At 63.1% G+C, this 22,300-nt stretch carries 23 protein-coding genes and 1 tRNA gene; 7 read left to right on the top strand and 17 right to left on the bottom strand.

Annotated features, from left to right (window positions below):
- Nucleotides 1-88: 88 nt before the first annotated feature.
- The 3 genes from PARACOCCUSGL_RS0110950 to lon all read right to left on the bottom strand — a co-directional run bounded on the left by PARACOCCUSGL_RS0110950 (nucleotide 89) and on the right by lon (nucleotide 3,033).
- Nucleotides 89-163 (bottom strand) — tRNA-Val (locus tag PARACOCCUSGL_RS0110950).
- Nucleotides 164-221: 58 nt separating this feature from the next.
- On the bottom strand, nucleotides 222-542 hold the full coding sequence (locus tag PARACOCCUSGL_RS20515) for an HU family DNA-binding protein (RefSeq protein WP_010396326.1): 321 nt from the start codon (nucleotides 540-542) through the stop codon (nucleotides 222-224).
- A gap of 73 nt (nucleotides 543-615) precedes the next feature.
- The gene (lon, locus tag PARACOCCUSGL_RS0110940) at nucleotides 616-3,033 is read right to left on the bottom strand and encodes an endopeptidase La (RefSeq protein ID WP_010396324.1); all 2,418 of its coding nucleotides are present in this window, start codon (nucleotides 3,031-3,033) and stop codon (nucleotides 616-618) included.
- A gap of 487 nt (nucleotides 3,034-3,520) precedes the next feature.
- Here lon and PARACOCCUSGL_RS20510 point away from each other — a divergent pair, with 487 nt between their 5' ends.
- Nucleotides 3,521-4,873 carry a hypothetical protein gene (locus PARACOCCUSGL_RS20510; RefSeq protein ID WP_010396322.1) on the top strand — a complete coding sequence of 451 codons (1,353 nt, stop codon included), beginning with the start codon at nucleotides 3,521-3,523 and terminating at the stop codon, nucleotides 4,871-4,873.
- 56 nt (nucleotides 4,874-4,929) lie between these two features.
- Here the strand turns inward: PARACOCCUSGL_RS20510 and ileS are convergent, their stop codons facing one another.
- On the bottom strand, nucleotides 4,930-7,860 hold the full coding sequence (gene ileS, locus PARACOCCUSGL_RS0110930; protein WP_010396320.1) for an isoleucine--tRNA ligase: 2,931 nt from the start codon (nucleotides 7,858-7,860) through the stop codon (nucleotides 4,930-4,932).
- 224 nt (nucleotides 7,861-8,084) lie between these two features.
- On the opposite strand from ileS, the gene PARACOCCUSGL_RS0110925 reads away from it, so the two are divergent.
- Nucleotides 8,085-8,486: a group III truncated hemoglobin gene (locus PARACOCCUSGL_RS0110925; RefSeq protein ID WP_010396319.1), complete on the top strand. Its 402-nt coding sequence runs from the start codon at nucleotides 8,085-8,087 to the stop codon at nucleotides 8,484-8,486.
- Nucleotides 8,487-8,533: 47 nt separating this feature from the next.
- On the top strand, nucleotides 8,534-8,857 hold the full coding sequence (locus PARACOCCUSGL_RS0110920) for a VOC family protein (protein ID WP_010396318.1): 324 nt from the start codon (nucleotides 8,534-8,536) through the stop codon (nucleotides 8,855-8,857).
- Between the two features lie 6 nt (nucleotides 8,858-8,863).
- On the opposite strand, the gene PARACOCCUSGL_RS0110915 is transcribed toward PARACOCCUSGL_RS0110920, so the two are convergent.
- From PARACOCCUSGL_RS0110915 to PARACOCCUSGL_RS0110890, 6 genes are all read right to left on the bottom strand, one after another.
- A complete protein-coding gene (locus tag PARACOCCUSGL_RS0110915; RefSeq protein WP_010396316.1) occupies nucleotides 8,864-9,496 on the bottom strand; it encodes a trimeric intracellular cation channel family protein in 633 nt (210 codons plus the stop codon).
- The gene (rnhA, locus tag PARACOCCUSGL_RS0110910; protein ID WP_010396313.1) at nucleotides 9,493-9,960 is read right to left on the bottom strand and encodes a ribonuclease HI; all 468 of its coding nucleotides are present in this window, start codon (nucleotides 9,958-9,960) and stop codon (nucleotides 9,493-9,495) included. The genes PARACOCCUSGL_RS0110915 and rnhA overlap by 4 nt, the downstream gene beginning before the upstream one ends.
- The gene (locus PARACOCCUSGL_RS0110905; RefSeq protein ID WP_010396311.1) at nucleotides 9,957-10,562 is read right to left on the bottom strand and encodes a glutathione S-transferase family protein; all 606 of its coding nucleotides are present in this window, start codon (nucleotides 10,560-10,562) and stop codon (nucleotides 9,957-9,959) included. Before PARACOCCUSGL_RS0110905 ends, rnhA begins: the two co-directional genes overlap by 4 nt.
- Nucleotides 10,563-10,654: 92 nt before the next feature.
- The gene (gene ispH / locus PARACOCCUSGL_RS0110900; protein WP_010396308.1) at nucleotides 10,655-11,605 is read right to left on the bottom strand and encodes a 4-hydroxy-3-methylbut-2-enyl diphosphate reductase; all 951 of its coding nucleotides are present in this window, start codon (nucleotides 11,603-11,605) and stop codon (nucleotides 10,655-10,657) included.
- Between the two features lie 39 nt (nucleotides 11,606-11,644).
- Nucleotides 11,645-12,208: an adenine phosphoribosyltransferase gene (locus PARACOCCUSGL_RS0110895; protein ID WP_010396306.1), complete on the bottom strand. Its 564-nt coding sequence runs from the start codon at nucleotides 12,206-12,208 to the stop codon at nucleotides 11,645-11,647.
- Nucleotides 12,208-12,804, bottom strand: a complete 597-nt coding sequence (locus PARACOCCUSGL_RS0110890) for a flavin reductase family protein (RefSeq protein ID WP_010396303.1) — start codon at nucleotides 12,802-12,804, stop codon at nucleotides 12,208-12,210. Before PARACOCCUSGL_RS0110890 ends, PARACOCCUSGL_RS0110895 begins: the two co-directional genes overlap by 1 nt.
- Before the next feature lie 208 nt (nucleotides 12,805-13,012).
- On the opposite strand from PARACOCCUSGL_RS0110890, the gene PARACOCCUSGL_RS0110880 reads away from it, so the two are divergent.
- Nucleotides 13,013-13,543: a GNAT family N-acetyltransferase gene (locus PARACOCCUSGL_RS0110880; protein ID WP_010396301.1), complete on the top strand. Its 531-nt coding sequence runs from the start codon at nucleotides 13,013-13,015 to the stop codon at nucleotides 13,541-13,543.
- On the opposite strand, the gene PARACOCCUSGL_RS0110875 is transcribed toward PARACOCCUSGL_RS0110880, so the two are convergent.
- Nucleotides 13,531-14,058: an Ivy family c-type lysozyme inhibitor gene (locus tag PARACOCCUSGL_RS0110875; RefSeq protein ID WP_010396299.1), complete on the bottom strand. Its 528-nt coding sequence runs from the start codon at nucleotides 14,056-14,058 to the stop codon at nucleotides 13,531-13,533. The genes PARACOCCUSGL_RS0110880 and PARACOCCUSGL_RS0110875 overlap by 13 nt on opposite strands.
- 131 nt (nucleotides 14,059-14,189) lie before the next feature.
- On the opposite strand from PARACOCCUSGL_RS0110875, the gene PARACOCCUSGL_RS0110870 reads away from it, so the two are divergent.
- The gene (locus PARACOCCUSGL_RS0110870) at nucleotides 14,190-15,011 is read left to right on the top strand and encodes an EcsC family protein (RefSeq protein WP_010396297.1); all 822 of its coding nucleotides are present in this window, start codon (nucleotides 14,190-14,192) and stop codon (nucleotides 15,009-15,011) included.
- A gap of 1 nt (nucleotide 15,012) precedes the next feature.
- On the opposite strand, the gene PARACOCCUSGL_RS0110865 is transcribed toward PARACOCCUSGL_RS0110870, so the two are convergent.
- Both PARACOCCUSGL_RS0110865 and PARACOCCUSGL_RS0110860 read right to left on the bottom strand, forming a co-directional pair.
- The gene (locus PARACOCCUSGL_RS0110865; RefSeq protein ID WP_010396296.1) at nucleotides 15,013-16,548 is read right to left on the bottom strand and encodes an ATP-dependent RecD-like DNA helicase; all 1,536 of its coding nucleotides are present in this window, start codon (nucleotides 16,546-16,548) and stop codon (nucleotides 15,013-15,015) included.
- Nucleotides 16,549-16,630: 82 nt separating this feature from the next.
- Complete coding sequence (locus PARACOCCUSGL_RS0110860) at nucleotides 16,631-17,104, bottom strand: Lrp/AsnC family transcriptional regulator (protein ID WP_010396294.1); 474 nt, start codon at nucleotides 17,102-17,104, stop codon at nucleotides 16,631-16,633.
- 70 nt (nucleotides 17,105-17,174) lie between these two features.
- On the opposite strand from PARACOCCUSGL_RS0110860, the gene PARACOCCUSGL_RS0110855 reads away from it, so the two are divergent.
- Nucleotides 17,175-17,768 carry a LysE family translocator gene (locus PARACOCCUSGL_RS0110855; protein WP_010396291.1) on the top strand — a complete coding sequence of 198 codons (594 nt, stop codon included), beginning with the start codon at nucleotides 17,175-17,177 and terminating at the stop codon, nucleotides 17,766-17,768.
- Here PARACOCCUSGL_RS0110855 and PARACOCCUSGL_RS0110850 read toward each other — a convergent pair.
- Together PARACOCCUSGL_RS0110850 and hemE are read right to left on the bottom strand one after the other, a co-directional pair.
- On the bottom strand, nucleotides 17,755-18,633 hold the full coding sequence (locus tag PARACOCCUSGL_RS0110850) for an EamA family transporter (RefSeq protein ID WP_010396288.1): 879 nt from the start codon (nucleotides 18,631-18,633) through the stop codon (nucleotides 17,755-17,757). The genes PARACOCCUSGL_RS0110855 and PARACOCCUSGL_RS0110850 overlap by 14 nt on opposite strands.
- Nucleotides 18,633-19,661 carry a uroporphyrinogen decarboxylase gene (gene hemE, locus PARACOCCUSGL_RS0110845; protein ID WP_010396287.1) on the bottom strand — a complete coding sequence of 343 codons (1,029 nt, stop codon included), beginning with the start codon at nucleotides 19,659-19,661 and terminating at the stop codon, nucleotides 18,633-18,635. Before hemE ends, PARACOCCUSGL_RS0110850 begins: the two co-directional genes overlap by 1 nt.
- 77 nt (nucleotides 19,662-19,738) lie before the next feature.
- On the opposite strand from hemE, the gene hemC reads away from it, so the two are divergent.
- Entirely contained in the window at nucleotides 19,739-20,680 is a 942-nt protein-coding gene (hemC, locus tag PARACOCCUSGL_RS0110840; RefSeq protein ID WP_029372045.1) for a hydroxymethylbilane synthase, read from the top strand.
- On the opposite strand, the gene cbiB is transcribed toward hemC, so the two are convergent.
- Nucleotides 20,677-21,618 carry an adenosylcobinamide-phosphate synthase CbiB gene (cbiB, locus tag PARACOCCUSGL_RS0110835; protein WP_010396282.1) on the bottom strand — a complete coding sequence of 314 codons (942 nt, stop codon included), beginning with the start codon at nucleotides 21,616-21,618 and terminating at the stop codon, nucleotides 20,677-20,679. The two genes, hemC and cbiB, sit on opposite strands and share 4 nt — an antisense overlap.
- On the bottom strand, nucleotides 21,615-22,169 hold the full coding sequence (locus PARACOCCUSGL_RS0110830; RefSeq protein ID WP_010396280.1) for a histidine phosphatase family protein: 555 nt from the start codon (nucleotides 22,167-22,169) through the stop codon (nucleotides 21,615-21,617). The genes cbiB and PARACOCCUSGL_RS0110830 overlap by 4 nt, the downstream gene beginning before the upstream one ends.
- Between the last annotated feature and the right edge of the window lie 131 nt (nucleotides 22,170-22,300).

The raw sequence follows: 22,300 nt of genomic DNA, 5'->3' as shown, positions 1-22,300 counted from the left end.
AGCCTCCGGCAAACCCGGTGCGGTTCAGGAAGGGGATGAAAAAAGGCGCTAAGGGGTTGTTAAACCCTGCCTAGCGCCTTCAGAATACTGGTGGGCGATAACGGATTTGAACCGCTGACATCTTCGATGTGAACGAAGCGCTCTACCGCTGAGCTAATCGCCCGATGCGCGCTTAGATAGCTGCAGCATGGGCAAGCTGCAAGAGGATTCCTGCGAAAAATTCATGCGCCGCTGACGTCCTCACCGTCTTTATCGGAGCCCTGCAGGCGACGGCGAAGGCGCAGGGTGATGACCTCGCCTCCTGAGCTGTCGTTGCGCCGGCTGACCCGGGCCCGCCCCAGGGGTGGAAGGGCCAGCGTCATACCCAAAGCCATGGCATCGCCAAGTTCGGCAAGCGTCGCCTCGACCACGGTCTTGACGTCGCTATTGCGTAGGCCGGTTCGGCGCGCCACTTGCGTCATGAGCTGGCGCTTTTGCAGAACCTTTGCTGTCTCAGGTTCGGCAGGGCCATCCTTTTCTGACCGGTTCTTCGATGTTGCCATCAGCGAACTCCTTTCCCCCGGAGTTTCGGTCAAGAAAAAACCGCGCGAAGAGACTCCGCGCGGTTCCGTTTTATTAATGGGCGACCGCCGCGCCGCCACTGCCTTGATCGCGAGTGGCGGCAAGCCGACTGGCCTCGGCGGCTTCTTCGGCAGCTTCATCCCATTCGATGGGCTCAGGCATCCGCACCAGCGCATGTTGCAACACTTCGCGCACATGGCTGACCGGGATGATCTTCAGCCCTTCCTTCACATTGGCCGGAATCTCGGCCAGGTCTTTTTCGTTATCTGCCGGGATAAGCACCACCTTGATACCACCCCGCAGTGCCGCCAGCAGCTTTTCCTTAAGCCCACCGATGGCCAGCACATTGCCGCGCAAAGTGACTTCGCCGGTCATGGCGATATCCTTACGCACCGGAATCTGGGTCAGCACCGAGACGATCGAGGTCACCATGGCGATCCCCGCAGAAGGGCCGTCCTTGGGCGTTGCGCCTTCGGGAACGTGGACGTGAATGTCCATGCTCTCGAACTTGGGTGGTTTCACTCCCAATTCAGGGCTGATCGAACGGACAAAGGACGATGCTGCGTCGATCGATTCCTTCATCACGTCACCCAGTTTCCCGGTCGTCTTCATGCGACCCTTGCCGGGTAGTCGCAGCGCCTCGATCTGCAGCAGATCACCACCGACCTGCGTCCAGGCAAGCCCCGTCACCACGCCGATCTGGTCATCCTTTTCGGCCAGACCATAGCGGAACCGGCGCACACCCAGATACTCTTCGGCTTTTTCCGGCGTCACATCGACAGATTTGACCTTTCCTTTCAGGATGTCGGTCACCGCCTTGCGCGCCAGTTTGGCGATCTCGCGCTCGAGTGAGCGCACGCCGGCCTCGCGGGTGTAGTAGCGGATCACATGGGTCAGTGCCTCGTCCGAGACCGAGAATTCACCTTTGCGGAGCCCGTTCGCCTTGATCTGCTTGGGCAGCAGATGCTGGCGCGCAATCTCGCGCTTTTCGTCCTCGGTATAGCCGGCAAGAGAGATGATCTCCATCCGGTCGAGCAGGGGTCCCGGCATGTTGTAGCTGTTGGCCGTGGTCACGAACATCACGTTTGACAAGTCGTATTCCACCTCAAGATAGTGGTCGACGAAAGTCGCGTTCTGTTCGGGATCCAGCACCTCCAGCATGGCCGAGGCAGGATCACCACGGAAGTCCTGACCCATCTTGTCGATCTCGTCGAGCAGGATGAGCGGGTTCGTGGTTTTGGCCTTTTTCAGGGCCTGGATGATCTTACCCGGCATCGAACCGATGTAGGTCCGGCGGTGACCGCGGATCTCGGATTCATCGCGCACGCCACCAAGCGAGATACGGATGAACTCGCGGCCAGTTGCCTTGGCAACGCTGCGGCCAAGCGAGGTTTTACCGACACCCGGGGGGCCGACGAGGCAAAGGATCGGACCCTTGAGCTTGGTCGAGCGGTTCTGTACGGCCAGATACTCGACGATCCGCTCTTTGACCTTTTCAAGCCCATAGTGATCGGCGTCGAGAACCTCTTCGGCCTTGCCCAGGTCCTTGCGGATACGCGACTTGATGCCCCAAGGCAGCGACAGCAGCCAGTCGAGGTAGTTGCGGCTGACCGTAGCCTCGGCCGACATCGGCGACATCGACTTCAGCTTTTTCAGCTCGGCCTCTGCCTTTTCACGGGCTTCTTTGCTGAATTTGGTCTGGTTGATCTTTTCTTCCAGCTCGTTGAGCTCGTTCGAGCCGTCCTCGCCATCGCCCAGCTCGCGCTGAATGGCTTTCATCTGCTCATTCAGGTAGTATTCGCGCTGGGTTTTCTCCATCTGCGTCTTGACGCGGGACTTGATCTTTTTCTCGACCTGCAGGACCGACATCTCGCCCTGCATCAGCCCATAGACCTTTTCAAGCCGCTCGGCAGTGTTCAGGGTTTCAAGCAGATCCTGCTTGCGATCAAGCGCAATACCCAGGTGACCGCTGACGAGATCGGCAAGGCGCGCAGGGTCGCGCGTTTCAGCGACGGCCGAAACAACCTCTTCGGGGATGTTCTTGCGCACCTTGACATAACGCTCGAACTCTTCAGAGACGGCGCGGGTCAGGGCGATCAGAGTATCCTCATCGCCGGGCTCTTCGGTCAGAGCTTCGCAGGTTGCCTCAAAATAAGCGTCATTAGGCACGAAATCGGTGATCCGCACCCGTTCACGCCCCTCGACCAGCACCTTTACGGTGCCGTCAGGCAGTTTCAGCAGCTGCAGCACATTCGCCAGCACCCCGGTACGAAAGATGCCCTCGGCGGCAGGTTCATCAATGGCCGCATCCTTCTGGGCTGCGAGAAGGATGGGAAGATCCTGCTCCATCACGGCCTCAAGCGCCCGCACCGATTTTTCGCGTCCGACGAACAGGGGCACGATCATGTGCGGGAACACCACGATATCCCGCAAGGGCAGGACCGGATGGGTGGTTTGAGCGAATTCGTTCATGAATCAGTCCTTTCTCGCCAAGAGACGCAACCCCTAAGGCAGGCAGTCTGCGCCCCCTGCTGGCAGACAAGATAGGAAGCCCGTGCAGCAGGTTCAATGGGCTATTTGTTCGCAATTTGTTCCTGATGCCGTGAAAAAGGAACCCAGGCGCGACAAGAAGCGGACGTGCCGGTTCGGCAAATATCACCATGGCGCGCAGAGTTTTCGGATTTGCAGAGGACAAGAGATTACCCGGATGCTCAGGGGTAATTTCCTGGCGGGTTCCCGGGTCAGGATGACAGGATATAGGCCCTGCCTAATCAATTGAATTTATAACTTATCTTATCCATATAGCTGGCACGGGCGGCTTTGCACATTTGGATTTCTTTCGTTACGATACAGACGAATGCCGCTTTGGCTGCTGATTTCCGGTTGAACACATCTCTGGAATAACATTCCCGGTTATTGGTATGAGCTGTCACGCAGGCATTCCTGATGTGGGGTAACGATGACGAGTAACGACAAGGATAAGGACGACAAAAAGGCCAAAGGGGATGCCGCCGCGCGGGCCGCAGAGCGTGCGGCGCGTCAGGCGGCCAATAAGGCCGAGCGGGAGGCAAGGCGCGCTGCGCGTCAGGCTGAACGCGCCGCCCATCGCGCCCAATCAGAACAAGCGCCTGAAAAACCGGGCGACAGAACCCAGGACAAGCCGCGCGGCAAAGCGACGGGCAAGGCTGCTGCCAAAGCCTCTGGCAAACTGCCCGCGCAGCCTGTGGCAGGTGCTGCACCCAAGGCAGCGACATCCCTGCCGTCCTCGGTCGCTCCGCTGCTCGTATCCCCAGAGTCGGCCGCGGAGCCGGTGGCTAAATCCGGCACCCCGCCCTTTAACATCCTGGTGATCGGGCAGGGCAGGCGATTGGGGTCCGAGGCGGCGTTGTTCGCCGCAAGCCTGCGTCGCAATGCACCCGATTGGCGCGGACGGCTGATCGTGGCCGAACCTAAACCCGAGGGCCCATGGGCGGGCACCGATACCCAGATCCCCACATTGCAACGCGCCGCGATTGCGGCATTCGGGGCGGAGATCCTGCCCTTTACTGCTCAGCATTTCGGTGCAGGCTACCCCTATGGCAACAAGATCGAAGCCTTGTCGCTGTTGCCAGCCGGTGAGCCCTTTATGTTTTTTGACAGCGATACGCTGATTACCGGGCCGCTGGACCGGATGGAGATCGACTTTTCTCGCCCCTCGGCCTCGATGCGCAGGACCGGAACATGGCCCGAGCCGCCGCTTTACGGCCCCGGTTATGGCGATATCTGGAAATCGCTCTATGACCGCTTTGGGCTGGATTACGAAAGCTCGCTCGATAAAAGCCAGCCCGACGAGTATTGGGAACGTTATCTTTACTTCAACGCTGGCTGGTTTTTTGGCAACGACCCGCAAGAGTTCGGGCGCCGGTTCCTTGATTGGTCGCTGGCGATCCGGAATGAGCCGGGCGACGCACTGGCCTGTCAAAGCCTTGACCCCTGGCTTGATCAGATCACTCTGCCGCTGGTGATCCATTCGCTGGGTGGAGGCCGCCCGGGTCCCGAACTGGCTGGCTTGGACGGCTGGGCAAGCTGCCATTACCGCAACCTGTCGCTGCTTTATGCCCGCGAATCCGATGAGGTGGTGGCACTGATCGAGGATCTGGCCGCCGATTACCGCATCTCGACTTTCCTCGCCGAGGACGAAGCGGCAAAGCAGCTTATCATCGAAGGCAAGGGGCGCAGCAGCGTCAGGCCGCTGTTTGGCGATAACGGCAGTGAATGGCCGGAAAAGAAAATTCGTCAGACCTTGCGTCGCGCGGATCTCTGGTTCCGCTGACCCGACTGGTCGGGGGCATGGCGCGGGCATGAAAACCCGCGCCATACGATGGTCTGTCAGGCGCTGCGCAAAGCCGCGTCACAGCGGGCGCAGGTGCCCGGATGCTCGTGCAAGCCGACGTCGGGCAGGATTTTCCAGCAGCGCTGGCATTTCTCGCCCTCTGCGGCCTCGAACACCACGCCGATGCCCGGCACTTCGGACAGGCGGAAGGCCTCGCCCGGGGCGGGGTCAGCGGTCAGCGCCAGATCCGAGGTGATGCAGATTTCGGCAAAATCCACCGATTTCAGGGCGCTCAATGCCTCGGTATCCTCGACATGCACGACCGGAGCGGCTTCCAGGCTGGCGCCGATCACCTTGTCGGTACGCTTGATTTCCAACGCGGCAGTGACGACGCGGCGGGTGCGGCGGATCGCTTCCCATTTGCGGGAAAGCGTCTCGTCCAGCCATCCGGCGGGGGTCACCGGGAAGTCCTGCAAGTGGACCGAGCCATCCTCCGAGGGGAAGCGGCTTAGCCAGACGTCTTCCATCGTGAAGGGCAGGATGGGCGCAAGCCAGGTCACCAGCCGGTGGAAGAGCAGGTCCAGAACCGAGCGCGCCGCCCGCCGCCGCAGCGCATCTGGTGCGTCGCAGTAAAGTGCGTCTTTGCGGATATCAAAGTAGAAGGCCGACAGATCGACGGTCGCGAACTGGAACACCGACTGGAACACGCCCTGGAAATCAAAGCGGTCATAGCCTTTGCGCAGATTGCGGTCGATCTGGGCAAGGCGATGCAGGACCCAACGCTCCAGCTCGGGCATATCCGCTGGGTCGACGCGCTCAGCCTCGCTGAACTCGGCAAGGTTGCCAAGGATGAAGCGCAGCGTATTGCGCAGTCGGCGATAGCCGTCGGCGGTACCTTTAAGGATTTCGGGACCGATGCGCAGGTCCGCGCTGTAATCCGATTGCGCCACCCACAGGCGCAGGATGTCCGCGCCGTAATTGCGGATCACATCGGCCGGCGCGACGGTATTGCCAAGCGATTTGGACATTTTCATGCCCTTTTCGTCCAGCGTGAACCCGTGCGTCACCACGTTGCGATAGGGTGCCCGCCCCTTGGTCGCGCAGGCCTGCAAGAGCGAGGACTGGAACCAGCCGCGATGCTGGTCGGTGCCTTCAAGGTAGACATCCGCGATCCCGTCGGGTGTCCCGTCCGGGCGATCACGCAGCACAAAGGCGTGGGTCGAACCGGAATCGAACCACACGTCCAGCACATCCATGACCTGCTCGTACTCGCCGGGTTCGACGATGCCGGCCAGCACCTCGTCCTTGAAGCCGGGGCGATACCAGACATCCGCGCCTTCGTTTTCAAAGGCGGCGATGATGCGGTCGTTGACGCGCTGATCGCGCAGCAGGAAATCGGCATCGCCGGGCCGGGCGCCCTTTTTCACGAAACAGGTCAGCGGCACGCCCCAGGCGCGTTGACGCGACAGCACCCAGTCGGGCCGGTTCTCGACCATCGAGTAAAGCCGGTTCCGCCCGGTCGAAGGGGTCCAGTTCACCAGCCGGTCGATCGAGGCCAGCGCCCGTTCGCGGATGGTGGCGCCATATTCGTCCATGCCATCACCCAGCGGCTTGTCGATGGCGGCGAACCATTGCGGGGTATTGCGATAGATCAGCGGTGCCTTTGAGCGCCAGCTATGCGGATACGAGTGCTTGATCTTGCCCTTGGCCAGCAATGCACCCGCCCAGGCCAGCTGCTTTATGACGCTGACATTGGCCGGGCCTTCTTTGCCCTCTGCGGTCAGGATCTCCTGCCCGCCGAAAAGCGGCAGATCGGCCCGATAGGAGCCGTCCGGCTCGACGTTGTAGGTCATCTCAAGCCCGTATTTCAGGCCAAGCTGATAGTCGTCGTCGCCGTGGCTGGGTGCGGTATGGACAAAGCCGGTCCCGGCCTCGTCGGTCACATGATCGCCGGGCAGCATGGGCACGTCATAGTCCCATTCGCCATTCGCGCCCTCGACCCCGCGGAAGGGATGGGCAAGCACCAACCCCTCCAGGTCGCCGGCTGCGATATCCCGAACGCGCTGCCAGCTTTCCGCCCTGGCTGCGCGCAATGTTGCCTCAGCCAGTGCATCGGCCAGCACCACCAGCTCGCCCGTCTTGGCGCTGGCGTTTTCGGCCACTTCCTCGACCCGGTAAAGCCCATAGGCGATCGATGGGTTATAGGCGACGGCCCGGTTTTGCGGGATGGTCCAGGGTGTCGTGGTCCAGATCACCACGCTTGCACCCATATGCTCTGCCCACAGCCCTTCAGCCGTCACCACCCCAAAGCGCACCCAGATCGTATGGCTGGTGTGATCGTGGTATTCGACCTCGGCTTCGGCCAGCGCGGTTTTTTCGACCGGCGACCACATGACCGGCTTTGATCCCTGATAAAGCGAGCCGTTCATCAAAAGCTTCATGAACTCGGCCGCGATCACCGCCTCGGCGTGATAGTCCATGGTCAGATAGGGCTGATCCCATTTTCCGGTGATGCCCAGACGCTTGAACTCTTCGCGCTGGACGCCGATCCAATGCTCGGCAAAGCGGCGGCATTCCTGCCGGAACTCGATCACATCGACCGCGTCCTTGTCCTTGCCTTCGCTGCGGTATTTTTCCTCGATCTTCCACTCGATCGGCAGGCCGTGGCAGTCCCAGCCGGGCACATAGCGTGCGTCGCGGCCCATCATCTGCTGGCTGCGGGTGATAAAGTCCTTCAGCACCTTATTCAGCGCATGCCCAATGTGCAGATTGCCGTTCGCATAGGGGGGGCCGTCATGCAGGATAAAGGGTGCGCGCCCTGCACCCCGTTCGCGCAGGCGGTCATAGATGCCGATGTTTTCCCAACGGTTCAGCCAGTCGGGCTCACGCTGGGGCAGGCCTGCGCGCATGGGAAAATCGGTCTGAGGCAGAAATACGGTGTCGCGGTAGTCGGGCGCGGCCTGGGTATCGGTGGTCGAATCGCTCATCTGGCGGGAATCCTTGGCTTGCAGGACAGACATGCATGACCCGGCGGCGAGGACTCCCTACGCCGCCGGGCGAATAATTCGGAAAATCCGCGCCCTGCTGAACATGCCGGGGTTATAGATAACCGCTTGCACCCCTGCAAGCGCCCGCGCACGGCCTTGCGGCATATGCGCGCGCCGAAGCGGCGGGGCTTTCGCCGATTGCAGGACCGGCCCATATCCGCGCCATGATCCCGCCGCGCTTTGATGTCACCCCTGAACAGATCGACCGGGTCGTTGCGACCTTTTATGCCGCCGTGCGCCGGCATGAGATACTGGGCCCGATCTTTGCCGCTCATGTCACCGACTGGCCTGAACATGAGGCCAAAATCGCCCGGTTCTGGCGCAATGCGATTCTTTATGAGCGCGGCTATGACGGCAATCCGATGCAGGTCCATATGCGTGCAGGCGATGTAAAGGCCCAGCATTTCGCGCCCTGGCTCATGCTGTTTGACGAAACCCTGCGCCGGATGCTGCCCCCCGAGGCAGCGCGTGCCTGGTCCGCGCTTGCCCATCGCATCGGTGCAGGGCTGCGTATGGGAGTTGAGGATCTGCGTGAGCGTCGTCCCGGTCCTCCGGTCTTGCGCTAGAACTCGCGCAGGCGTAAACAAAACGGGAACATCAGTGGAGAGCTCCCGTGAAAATCGACTATCTTGAATTTTCCTCACCCGATCTGCCGGCGACGAAATCGTTCTTTGCCAATGCTTTCGGCTGGAGTTTCAACGACTACGGGCCCGAGTATCAGGAACTTGCCGATGCAGGCATTTCCGGCGGCATCGCAGCCGGCTCGCTGGCCCCGCCGCTGGTGATCCTCAAGACTGACGATCTTGAGGGTGCGCTTACCCGCGTGACCGGAGCGGGGGCCGAAATTACCAAGCCGATCTTTGCTTTCCCCGGTGGCCGCCGCTTCCAGTTCCGTGAGCCCGGCGGCACCGAGATGGCGGTCTGGTCCGAAAGCTAAGGGCTTTCAGTTGCGCGGCGGCCGCGCCTTATAGGGCCGCAGCCGCCAGCCAAGACGGATGCTGCCAGCGCGCAGCAGTATGACCACCACCGCGCAGCCGATCAGCGCCCAACCGCGATCCGCGCCAAGCGACAGTAGCAGCAGCGCCGTCACCGCCCCGCCAAAAGCGGCGGTGACGTAAAGCTCACCCTGTTTCAGGACCAGCGGCACCTCGTTACTGACCACATCGCGCATCAGCCCGCCGAATGTGCCGGTCATCACCCCCATCAGCACAGTGACAATCGGGCTGACCCCGGCTTCCAGTGCCACGCCGACCCCGGCAGGAACCGCCACGGCCAAAGCGCAGGCGTCCAGCCACAGAATCGCGCGATAACGGCTTTCCAAAAGGTGGGCAGTAAAGAACACTACAACTGCTGCAATCGTGGTCAGCAGCAGCAACTCGGGCCGGCCGATCCAGAAAACCGGCGCGTGGCCCAGAACCAGATCCCGCAACGTGCCGCCACCGATACCGGTCAGCGTGGCAAAAAAGATAAACCCGACGATATCAAGCTGCTCCCGGCTCGCGACCAATGCGCCTGTCAGGGCAAAGACCAGCACACTGGCATAGTCCAGCAGCGGGATCAGCCCGGCGACACTCACTCCGTCACCTTTGCCGGCTTAAAGGGCGACATGCCCGCCCGCGCCAACTCATCTGCGCGTTCGTTCTCGGGGTGACCGGCATGGCCTTTGATCCATTGCCAGTGAACCTTGTGACGTGCCTGCGCCTCGTCCAAACGCTGCCACAACTCGGCATTCTTCACGGGTTTACGGTCGGCGGTACGCCAGCCATTCCGCTTCCAGCCATGGATCCATTGCGTGACGCCGTTTTTTACATAGGCGCTGTCGGTGATGATGGTGATCTCGCTCGGCCGCGTCAGCGCCTCAAGGGCCGAGATCGCGGCCATCAGTTCCATGCGGTTATTGGTGGTGTCAGCCTCGCCGCCGGTCAGTTCACGCTCTTTCAGGATCTGTTCGCCGTCAATGGCGCGCATCAGGACACCCCAGCCGCCAGGGCCGGGGTTGCCGCTGCACGCACCATCGGTCCAGGCAAATAGCGCAGTCATGCCGTAAGGCCCCGATAGCCGGGCAGGGCGGCAATACGGTCAAGCCAGCGCACGATGCCGGGGAAACGCGCCATGTCGAACCCGCCCTTGCTCCCGGCGGTATGTGTATAGCCGTACAGACAAATATCGGCGAGGCTGATCGCATCGCCCACCAGCCAGTCATGCCCGGCCAGCCGATCCTCCATCACCTGTAACAATGCGTGCCCCCGCTCCAGCAATTCGGCCATGCGCCCGGGCGTAGCCAGATGCCTGCGCGAGGGATAGCTGCGCAACGCCCCACGCACGGCGATGACGGCTTCATGCTGGTTCTGCTCCCAGAACATCCAGGCCAGCATTCGGCTGCGCAGGAAAGGATCGGCGGGTACGAAAGAGGTCCCTTCGCCAAGCCAGCACAGGATCGCATTGGATTCAGGCAGCAGCCGCCCATCATCCAGCTTCAGCACCGGGGCCTTGCCAAAAGGCAGCTGCCCCGCCGCCTTGGCTTCAGCAAGCTCGGGCGAAGAATCCTCGACATCAATGATCTCGCATTTGCGGCCCAAAAGGGCCAGCAGCAAGCGCACCTTGTAGCTATTGCCCGATGAGGGCATCGACCAGAGCTTCATCCCACCGTCCTTCTTCTGTGCCTAAATATCCCGGGGGAGGCCCGCAGGGCCGGGGGCAGCGCCCCCACTCCCGCGCAACCTGCGACCATGCATCAGGCTTCGCGCAGGACCCGCGGCACCTTGAACTCGACATTCTCGCGCGCGGTCTCGACCATCTCGACGGTCAGATCATAGCGTTCGCGAAAAGCCGCGACCACCTCATCGACCAGCACTTCTGGGGCCGAGGCACCTGCGGTCACGCCTACCGCCCGGGCGCCTTCGATGGCCCGCCAGTCAATCTGATCAGCCCGCATGACCAGCTGCGAATAGGCACAGCCCGCGGCGCTGCCGACCTCGACCAGTCGGCGCGAGTTCGAACTGTTCGGAGCACCGATCACCAACAGCGCATCGATCTGCCCGGCAATCGCCTTGACCGAGGCCTGACGGTTGGTCGTGGCATAGCAGATGTCTTCCTTGGCCGGGCCGATGATCGAGGGAAAGCGCGCCTTCAACGCCGCAACGATTGCAGCGGTGTCATCGACCGACAGCGTCGTCTGCGTGATAAAGGCCAGATGCTGCGGATCGCGCGGCGCAAGCCCCGCCACATCATCGACCGTCTCGACCAGCAGGACCTCGCCCTCGGGCAACTGGCCCATCGTGCCCAGAACTTCGGGGTGACCGGCATGACCGATCATGATGATCTGCAACCCCTCGGCATGGTGACGCTCGGCCTCGACATGGACCTTGCTGACCAGGGGGCATGTGGCATCGACAAAGACCATTTCGCGCCGCCGTGCCTCGGCAGGAACCGATTTAGGCACACCATGGGCGGAAAAGATCACCGGCCGGTCGTCGGGGCATTCATCCAGCTCTTCGACAAAGACCGCGCCCTTTTCGCGCAGGCTGTCGACCACGAATTTATTGTGCACAATCTCGTGGCGCACATAGACCGGAGCGCCCCATTTCTGCAGCGCCATCTCGACGATCTTGATGGCGCGGTCGACGCCAGCACAAAAGCCGCGCGGCGCGGCAAGATAAAGGGTCAGGGGCGGTTTCTTGTCCATGCCTGTCACCTAACCCCGGCACGGGCTTGCCGCAAGGGATCAGGCCCCTTCAAAGGCGGTCAGGGCATGGACTTCATGTCCCAGCCCCTCCAGCAAAGCACGGCCGCCCAGCTCGGGCAGCTCGATGACAAAGGCGCAGCCGACCACCTCGGCCCCCAGCCGTTCGCAAAGCGCGATTCCGGCGGCCGCGGTCCCGCCGGTCGCCAGCAGGTCATCGACGATCAATACCCGTTCACCGGGTTTCAGCGCATCGTCATGAACCTCAATCACTGCCTCGCCATATTCCAGCGTATAGGCTTCGCTGATAACGGCGCCGGGCAGCTTGCCCTTTTTGCGGATCGGAACGAACCCCACGGACAATTGATGTGCAACCGCGCCGCCAAGGATAAAGCCGCGCGCCTCAAGCCCCACGACCTTGTCGATATCATCGCCTGCATAGGGGTTCAGCAGCTGGTCCACCGCCATACGAAAGCCGCGGGCATCGGCAAAAAGCGTCGTCACGTCGCGAAACAGAATCCCTTCATGGGGAAAATCCACGATGGTGCGGATATAATCGCGGACCGTGCGTGTGTCGCGGCGGCGCTTTTCGGGGCGGTTATCCATCAGGGGCGCTCCATCTCGAAAGTCTCGTTGGTGATGGTGTAATCCTTGTAGCCCATACGCGACAGCCAGCCTGTGGCGTGCAGGTCAAAGCGGCCGTCCTTCAGGCAGTCCTCGCGCAGGTGGATGCCGGTGACGACGCCCAGAACCATGAAATTCGCCTCGCCAGCCAGACGCAGGATACGGGTCGCGCGACATTCAAGCGCCGCCGCAGCCCCGGCCACACGCGGACAGTCGATGGTCTGACATCCGGCAGCCTCGATCCCGGCGGCCTCGAATTCATTTACCCCGGCCGGAAGGGGGGCAGAGCTTGCGTTGACCTGATCCTTCAGCGGCCCGTCGGCGATATTGACGCAAAAGACCCGGGTTTCCGCGATCTGGGCCACGCTGTCCTTGGTGCCTGGCCGGTCGGATTTGGTCGAGGTTGACGCAAACATCACCTGCGGCGGTACATAGGCGGTCAGGTTAAAGAAGGAATAGGGGGCAAGATTGTCGCCCATCCGTCCCCGCGTCGAGATCCAGCCGATGGGGCGCGGCGCGACGATGGCGTTCAGCGGATTATGCGGCAGCCCGTGACCATTCTCGGGTCGGTAGAACATGGCGGGCCTCGCTGATCTGACTGCAGTAACGGCCCACAGAAGTGGCCTTATGCACGGGGCGCGTCAAGCATCTTGCCGCATGGCCGTTGCGATCCGGGCGCAAAAGGGAATTTTCTTTCTGCCTGCCGTGCAGGCGGTTTTCGTGGCTGCGCCTGCATGTTAGGCGGGCATTTCACCGCGCCGGTCCCTACCGAATCCCGGAGTCAGGATGTACGATCTTCGCCCCGAAACCCCCGCCGATATGCCCGAGGTCGAGGCCCTTCTGGACCTGTGTTTCGCGCCGGGGCGAACGGCGCTGTCCTCCTACCGGCTGCGAGAGGGGGTCGATCCGGTCGGCCCGCTGTGCCTGACGCTGCGCAATGAATTTGGCGTGCTGGTCGGCGCGATCCGCTATTGGCCGGTACAGATCGGCGGCCAGCCGGTGCTGCTGCTTGGCCCGGTTGCGGTTCATCCGACAACGCAGGGCGAGGGGCTGGGCGGTCTGCTGATGCGCGAAAGCCTGACCCGGGCGACCGGCATGGGTTGGAGCAGGGTCATGCTTGTCGGAGATCTGCCTTATTATCAGCGGTTTGGCTTTAATAAGCTCGAAGACGTCGAGATGCCGCCGCCGACAAACCCCGACCGTGTTCTGGGGATCGAGCTCGTTCCCGGCGCATGGGCCGGGATCAGGGGCACGGTCGAACGCGCCATTGATCCCCAGGCCCAATCCGGCCCCGATGCGCCCCGTCACTCGGGATAGTTGAACGCCTCGGGGTGATTGGCAAGGCTGCCGGTCAGGGCCGCATACAGGATGGTGCGCCCGTCGATTGTCTCGGGTCCACCGCCAAGGCCAAGCCAGGTCAGCAGTTCCGAGCTTTCACCGTCGCGCACCGCGAGTACGCCATAGGCTGTGCCGCTGTCAGGTGCGTAAAGCACCGCGATCCGGTTCGTCCCGCAGTCATGCTGCTGGCAGCCGGTCATGGCGAGATATTTCTTGCCGCCGAAGCTGACCTTTTGGGTCGGGGTGACGACGGCGCCCTTGCTGAGCCATTCAGGGATCTGGTTGCCCTCGGCCATCTTTTGAAAAGCGGCGGTAAAGGCTTCGTCCTTACCCAGATCTGCAAGGGTCGGTCCCGCACTTTCAGTCGCTGCGACAGCCGGGGCCGGTTCCGGCGCGGGCTGTTCGGCCGCCTCTTGCGCGAAAGCCTGTAAGCCAAGGGTGATCGACAGGACGGTTGCGAATGTCAGGGCGGGCGTCATGCGGCGAATGGTCATCGTGATATTCCTTGTACAGCCTGCGCCATGCGGCGGCGTTTCCTTCCCGTTCGGAACCCGGAGCAAGCCTTGCGGGTTCCCTTGCCAATGCCCAACTCTTGCGCATGCAACGACAAACGGGGTGCCACAGGATGACCGAGCAGACCCAGATTCCCGCCCGCCAGGCCGTTCTGCCGCCGATCGACGATCCGACCGTGCATGTCGAGATCGACCGGCTGGCGCGGCGTTATCTGCAGGCCGGCGGCGTGGCGATGGAGTTGATGACCGCCATCGGCGGCAAGGCCGAGGGGTTGCTTGAGCATCTGCCCGACTCGCTGCGTGGCCGGGTGGACCGGATCACGTTTGCGGCGCTGAACCGGGCCTTTGACGCGGCCACGCGTTCGCGCGGGCTGATGCGGGACCGGGGCGACGTGTTCAACCGCTTTCTTTCAACGACATCTGGCGCGGTCGGCGGTCTGGCAGGTATCGGCGGGGCTATGCTTGAGCTGCCGGTGACGGTGACGCTGCTTTTGCGCGCCATCATGGATATTGCCGCTGAACACGGGTTCGACCCGACCTCGGATGAGGCGCGGCGCGAGGCGCTGCATGTCTTTGCCTCGGCCGGGCCGCTGTCCGAGGATGATGGCACCGACCTTGGCCTTCTGGCCGCGCGTATGACCATCACCGGTCAGACCGTGCAGGCGCTGATCGCGCGGGTGGCGCCGCGGCTTTCGGTCTCGCTGGCGCAAAAGCTTGCCGCGCAGGCGGTGCCGTTGATGGGGGCGCTGGCCGGAGCGTCGATCAACTATAGTTTCACCCGTTACTATCAAGAGCTCGCGCGGGTGCATTTCGGCCTTTTGCGCCTGTCGCAAGAGACCGGGATCCCGCGTGAGGCGCTGGCTGAGGCGCTTGAGCTGCGCATGATCCAGATCCGCCCGAACACGACGGCGCGCAAACTGTCGCGGCGCAGCTAGGCTAGTCGTCGCTTTCGGCCGTCAGCTCCAGCGATGCGGTCGGGGCGTCAAGATGGTCGATGCCAAGCGGGGCCGAGGGCCGGGCCAGCCGTGATCGTACCACCCAGTAAAGCCGCTCTTGCGCGCGGGTTATCGCGACATAGGCAAGTCGCTTCCACAGGGCGACACCCGCCTCGCTGCGGCCCGACCAGGCAGCCGCGGCGATATCGGGGGCAAAGACCTGCACATCAGGCCATTGGCTGCCCTGTGCCTTGTGAATCGTGACCGCCGCGCCATGCAGAAAGGCCGCGCCCATGCGGGCGGCGTAGGGGATGAAGGGCTCTTCGACATCCGGCATTTCGATCTTGACGATCGAGGCGGCCGAAAGGCGCGGCTCTTCGGCACCAACAACGTGCAGGCGTGAAAACCCGGGCTTGCGCCCCGGACCCAGATAGATCACCTGCGCGCCCTTGATCAGCCCCCGGGCCTCAAGGTCGATACGCTTTTTGCGATGCTTCAGCGGCAGCTCCAACCCGTCGCAAATCAGCGGCTCGCCCGGCAAAAGCGAATCCCCCGGCGCGCCATAGGCTGCGCGAAAGGCGTGGATCAGCTTGATGCGGGTCGCATTGCGCCACACCAGCACCGGGCTTTGCGCCATCAGGTTCGATTCCACCCGCTCGGCCCAGACCACACGCGGGTCCCGGGCCGAGATTTCGCGGATCATCCGTTCAAAGGCATCGAATTCCAGCGCGGGATCGGCCAGCGCATGGGCCAGGTCAAGGATCGGACTGTCGTCCTCTTGCCGGTGGATGCGGTTCAGGATCAGCCGTTGCGAGGCCGCAAGCCGGTCAAAGACCATCTGTCCCGATTGCCCGACCGGCGCCAGCTGCGCCGGGTCGCCAAAAAGGACCAGCACCGGAAAGATTTCGCGAAGGTCCTCAAACTGGCGCTCGTCCAGCATCGAGGCCTCGTCCACCAGCCCTATGTCCAGCCCTTCCTCGCGCCGCTTCCAGCCGCGAATGAAATCCGAACCACGCAGCCCTGCCGCCGCCAGTGCGCCGGGGATAGAAGCGTGCTGATCATAGAATGCCTTGGCGCGGTCCAGTGCCGCCTCGGTCAACCCCTCCATCAGCCCGTCGACCGAGGGCCGTTCGCCCGCGCCGGTCAGCCAGTCGGCAATGCGTTCATATTCCGGGTCATAGACCGGGGTGTACAGAATGCGGTGAATGGTCGTTGCGGGGACGCCGCGCATGCGCAGGACGAATGCCGCCTTGTTGGTCGGGGCAAGGATGGCGACTGTGCGGCGGTCCTTGCGCCGTTTGCCTTCATAATCGCCCGAGACGATATCGACCCCTGCTGCCTTCAGCGCCTTGGTCAGTTCGGCCAAAAGCAGGGTCTTGCCCGAACCTGCCTTGCCGATCACCGCCATCACCCGGGCCTTGCCAGGTTTCGGCGGCGCGATCTCTTCCGAAACAAGGTCTATGCCGGATTCTTCCAGCACTTCGGCAAGCGCATCCCATGCGTCGGCCTGATCGGGGGAAAGGGCGGGCAAAGTCATGGGCTCTTGTTAGCTGCCCGGGCAGGGGGCGGAAAGGCCATTCCGCCGGATGGGGCGCTTTTTGCCCTGCACCTGCGCGGGATCAGGCGCGTTCATCCTTGGGCGAGCGCATCACCACATGGGTGGTGATGGTCGCGATCTGCGGAAATGCGCCCAGCACCTCGGTATGAAAACGGCGATAGGCGTCCAGATCGCGGACCTCGACCCGCAGCAGATATTCGACCGAGCCGGTGATGTTGTGACATTCCCGGACCTGAGGCGCGGCCAGACAGGCGCGTTCAAACGCCAGCTGGGCCTCGTTTGAGTGGCGCGCAAGCCCCACGGTCACATAGGCAGTAAAGCCCGCTGCCCGTGCTGCAGGGGCAATGACCGCGCGATAGCCCTGGATCGCCCCGCGCCGCTCAAGCTCCTGCACCCGGCGCAAACAGGCCGAGGGGGATAGCCCAACTTCGGCCGCAAGCTGTTGATTCGGAATGCGTCCATTGCGTGCCAGGATACGCAATATCCGCGCGGATATTGGATCAATTTCAAAATCAGATTGCTCAGGCGCCGTCATGATCCCAAAAACAGATTAAAAATTGCACAAACTTCACAATATTATTGCCGGACTTACAGGAAAGTCCACAATGTCACATCAGATCCTCTGGGCGCTCATCGCCTTTGCCTTTGTCACCTCGGTCACGCCGGGCCCGAATAACGTCATGCTGATGGCCTCGGGCGCGAATTTCGGCATCCGTCGCAGCATTCCGCATCTTTTGGGCGTAGCCTTGGGGTTCGGGGCCATGGTGGCGTTGTTGGGTCTGGGTGTGGACCGGCTGATCACTGGTGCGCCGCGTCTGGCCGAGGCGCTCAAATGGGTCAGCATGGCCTATGTTCTGTGGCTTGCGTGGAAGATCGCCCACGCCTCTGCACCGGGAAGTGAGGGCACGAGGACGGCGCGTCCGATGAGCTTTCTTGCCGCCTGCGCCTTTCAATGGGTGAACCCCAAGGCGTGGATGATGGCCCTGGGGGCGCTGTCGGCCTATTCTGCGGGTGCGGGTGGCGCGCTGATGGTGGCAATGGTCTTTACCCTGGTGAACCTGCCGTCGGTCACGCTTTGGGCGGCCATGGGACAGGGGTTGCGCGGGCTGTTGCAGGACCCGGGGCGACTGCGGCTTTTCAACCGGGGGATGGCGCTTTTGCTGGTCGTCTCGATGTTGCCGGTCGTCACCGGGCACTGACCGCGACCAGCGCGGCGACGCCAAGGACGATCAGCGCCATGCCCGCGATCTGACGCGGGCTCGCGCCCTCGCGGAATACCCGCCCCGAGACAAGCTGCGCCATCACCACCTCGACCAGCGCCAGGGTGCGGACATTGGCAGCGGCGGTCAGCGCAAAGCCCAGAAACCAGAACAGCGATGCCAGCGCCCCCAAGGCACCTGCACCCAAAGAGCCCCGCCAGTGCCGGACAATTCCGGCCAGTGCCGGGCGATTTAGTACGGCCAGCCAGACCATCATGATGATGCTTTGCATCGCAAGGCTGATCGCCAGTATGGTCGCGGCCCGGATCGGCTCGGACCCAAAGGGCAGGGCAAGGATAGCACCGCGAAAGCCAATCGCGGACAGACCGAAAAGCGCACCTGCCACGATGCCAAGACTTGCCGCGCGCCAGCCGCCGCGTCTCCAGTCCGCGCCCGACATCAGCACGACCCCCAGCGTCGCGGTCGCGATTGCAGCCATGCGCGCGGGGCCAAGCGGCTCGGCCAACAGCAGCGCGCCGATCAACGCTAGCGTCACCGGCTCTGTCTTGATCAGGGCGGTGGTAACGCCGAAACCCCGGCTCTCCATCGTCAGCAGCATCAGCGCGGTGGCGGCGATCTGCGAGCAGGCGCCAAGCGCCGCCCAGCCCAGGACCGTACTGTCGGGCACTGGAATCGGCCTGGCCATGGCGACCAGCGCCAGAAGCAGCGCCGCAAAGGGCAGACCAAAAAGGAAACGTACCGCCGTTGCCCCCATGGTGCCCAGTTCGGCGGTCAGCCGACGCTGCGCCGCATTGCGCCCGGTCTGGGCGGCGGCGGCGATCAGCGTGGCAAGGATCCAGCCCATCAGCCGCGGATTGCGGCCAGCATGCGCTGGACATTCTCGGGGTCGGCATCAGGCGTGATGCCATGGCCGAGGTTGAAGATGTGTGGCCCGTTCGAGAAGGCGCGGACAATGCGCCGAGTCTCGGTCTCCAATGTCTCGCCGCCTTCGACCAGCAGGCGCGGGTCAAGGTTGCCCTGCACGCAGCCGTCCTTTTGGACCTCGGCCGCTGCCCAGTCGGCGCTGACCGAGTTATCCAGCGCCACGCAATCGGCACCGGTCGCCCGGGCAAAACCGGTATAACGGGGACCGGCCTCGCGCGGGAAGGCGATTACCGGGATGCCCGGGTGTCGCGATTTCAGCGCGGCGATGATCTGCCGCGTCGGCTCAATGGCGAAATCGTCGAAATCCTGTCCCCGGAGCGAACCGGCCCAGCTGTCGAAAAGCTTGATCACCTCGGCCCCGGCCTCGATCTGAGCCGAAAGGTAGTCAATCGTTGCCTCGGTAATCCGGTCAACAAGGGACGAAAATGCCTCGCGGTCTTCAGCCTTCATCGCATGGGCAGGACCCTGATCAGGCGTGCCACGCCCGGCGATCATATAGGTCGCTACCGTCCAGGGCGCACCAGCAAAGCCGATCAGCGTCGTCTCGGACGGCAGTTCACGGCGCAGGATCCGCACCGTTTCATAGACCGGCGACAATGTGTCATGGATGGCCGAGGCGGGTTTCAGCGCCCTGACCCCGGCGGCGGTGGTCACAGTCGAAAGGCGCGGCCCCTCGCCGGTGACAAACCACAGATCCAGCCCCAGCGCCTGCGGCAGCAGCAGGATATCGGCAAACAGAATCGCCGCATCGAAACCATAGCGGTTAATCGGTTGCAGCGTCACCTCGGCCGCCAGATCAGGAGTATAGCACAGCGACAAAAAGTCGCCGGCCTTAGCGCGGGTCGCGCGATATTCCGGCAGATAACGGCCGGCCTGGCGCATCATCCAGACGGGCGGGACGGGCAGACGCTCGCCCTTGAGCGCGCGCAGGATGGTTTTTTCAGACATGGCTCACCTCGTACCGGCCCTTCATGGCGTGCGCGTCCCCGTTGTCAAGGCCAAGGGGGGGCGCTAAGCCCTTTGACATGACCCACAGACCTGATCCCCAGAACCCCATGCGTATCGGCACCCGAGGCTCGGCCCTGGCGTTGGCCCAGGCGCATGAGACCCGCGACCGGCTGATGGCCGCCCATGGCCTTTCCGCCGATGACTTTGAGATCGTGGTCATCAAGACCACCGGCGACCGGATTCTGGACCGGCCGCTGAAAGAGATCGGCGGCAAGGGGCTTTTCACCCGCGAGATCGAGGACGCGCTGCTGTCCCACCAGATCGACATCGCCGTCCACTCGATGAAGGATATGCCGACGATCCAGCCTGATGGGCTGGTGATCGATTGCTATCTGCCACGCGAAGACGTACGCGACGCTTTTGTGAGCAGCAGCTTCGCAGGAATTTCCGATCTTCCTCAAGGTGCTGTCGTCGGTTCTTCAAGTTTGCGCAGGCGGGCGCAACTTGCGGCGCGGCGGCCTGATCTGCAGCTTGTCGAATTTCGAGGAAACGTTCAGACCCGTCTGAAAAAACTGGAAGAAGGTGTTGCGGTCGCAACATTTCTTGCCATGGCAGGATTGTCCCGTCTGGGGATGCTGCATGTGGCACGTGGCGCGGTTGAGCCGGACGAAATGCTGCCTGCCGTCGCGCAGGGCTGCATCGGGGTCGAGCGGCGCGCGGATGATGCGCAAACCGCCGCACTGCTTGCCGCGATCTCGGACCGGGACAGCACGCTGCGGGTGACGGCCGAACGCGCTTTTCTTGCCCGGCTTGACGGGTCGTGTCAGACGCCGATCGCCGGGCTGGCCGAGCTTGCAGGCGACCAGTTGCGACTGCGGGGCGAGATCCTGCGTCCGGATGGCAGTGAAGTCATCGCGGGCGAACGTATCGGTCCGTCCTCGGACGGCGCGGCCATGGGCACCGATCTGGCCGGGGAATTGCGCGGGCGTGCGCCGTCCGACTTTTTTGACTGGAGCTAGGCAAGCAGCAGCGCAGCAAGCCCCAGCCCCAGCATCGTGATCGCGCGGACATAAAGCCGCAGCCCGGCCATGAGGTCGCGCGCGGCGGGGTCGCGGGCGCCCTCGTTCAGCCATGGCTCTGGCGTTTCAATGCCGTGATAGCTGCGTGGACCCGAGAGGCGCACGTTCAGCGCGCCGGCCATCGCCGCCTCGGGCCAGCCCGCATTGGGCGAACGGTGTCGGCGGGCATCGCGGCGGATGACCCCGAACGCCCGTCCCTTATGCGGCGGGGCGGCGAGCAGGAACAGCAGCGCAGTCAGGCGCGAAGCGGGCAGATTCACCAGATCGTCCAGACGTGCCGCCACCCGGCCAAACAGCACATGGCGCGGGCTCATATGGCCGATCATCGAATCAAGCGTATTGATCGCCTTATAGGCAGCAATTCCCGGCAGCCCTGCCACCGCCGCCCAGAAAATCGGTGCGACCACGCCATCCGAGGTATTTTCGGCAAGGCTTTCAAGCGCAGCGCGTGCGATGGGTGCCGGCCGGTCGTCCAGATCACGGCCGACAATCATCGCCGCCGCTGCCCGTGCTGCCGCCATATCGCCCCGCTCAAGCGGCCGCGCCACTGCCGCGACATGATCATAAAGCGAACGGGTGGCAACCAGCGGCCATGCCAGCGCGCCCAGAATGACCGGCCCAAAGGGTACAGACAGCAGCGCCCAGGTCAGCAGCAGCGCCGGGATCACCGCCGTACCCACCGTCACCGCCACGGCCAGCGCGCCCCTCACAAGGCGCCTGCCTCCCCTGTTCCAGCGCGCATCCAAAGCTGAGATCAGCCGTCCGATCCACACCACCGGATGCGAAATGCAGCGATAAAAAGCGTCCGGCCAACCGATCAGCGCGTCGATCAACAGCGCTGTCAGCGCAATCACCAGCGTCTCTTGCGACAGGATCATGGCGCGACCCGATTGACGGCCTCGACCGCCCATCCTGCAGCGCTGCGCGACAGAATGGTCAGCGACAGGGGCGCGACCGAGAATGACAGTGCAACCGGGCCGACCGCCAGCGCCAGCGCAGCCCGCACCGTTCCGGCATGGGCGATGATGCCGACCGTCCCGGATGCCCGTTCGATAATTGGCTGAACCCGGGCGGCCATATCCAGAAAACTTTCGCCGCCCGGTGGACGCTGACGCGCAAGCTCGGCGGGTGGCAACGGGCCAAGGTCGGGGATCTGCGCGCCCGGTTCTTCCCAACTGCCGAAATCCTGTTCCCACAGGTCAGGGTGGAATTCGGGTGTCAGCCCCAGCGCCTTGCAGGTCTGGCGACAGCGCAGAGCGGGGCTGGACCAATACAGGTCTGCGCCCTGCAACACTGCGCGCGCCCATTGCAAAGCCGCGTGATCGCTGCAATCGGCGGGCAGGTCACGGCGGCCCGCAAGCCCCGGTCGGGCCAGCGGCGCATGGCGCAGAATAAGCAGCCGCAGGGCGGTATCAGGGGCAGGGGTCATCGGCCCTTCCTTGCAGATTGACGGCAGGGATGCCGTGCAGGCGCGGGCTTGTCAACGAACCCCGGAGCCGCGCAGGATCGTTTCCCAGGACATCAGAACAGACTTGACGCATGCCCCGCTGTGGCGGCATA

The organism is Paracoccus sp. TRP (assembly GCF_000185925.1).
Lineage (GTDB): Bacteria > Pseudomonadota > Alphaproteobacteria > Rhodobacterales > Rhodobacteraceae > Paracoccus > Paracoccus kondratievae.
This window is presented reverse-complemented; position numbering and strand designations above follow the sequence as displayed.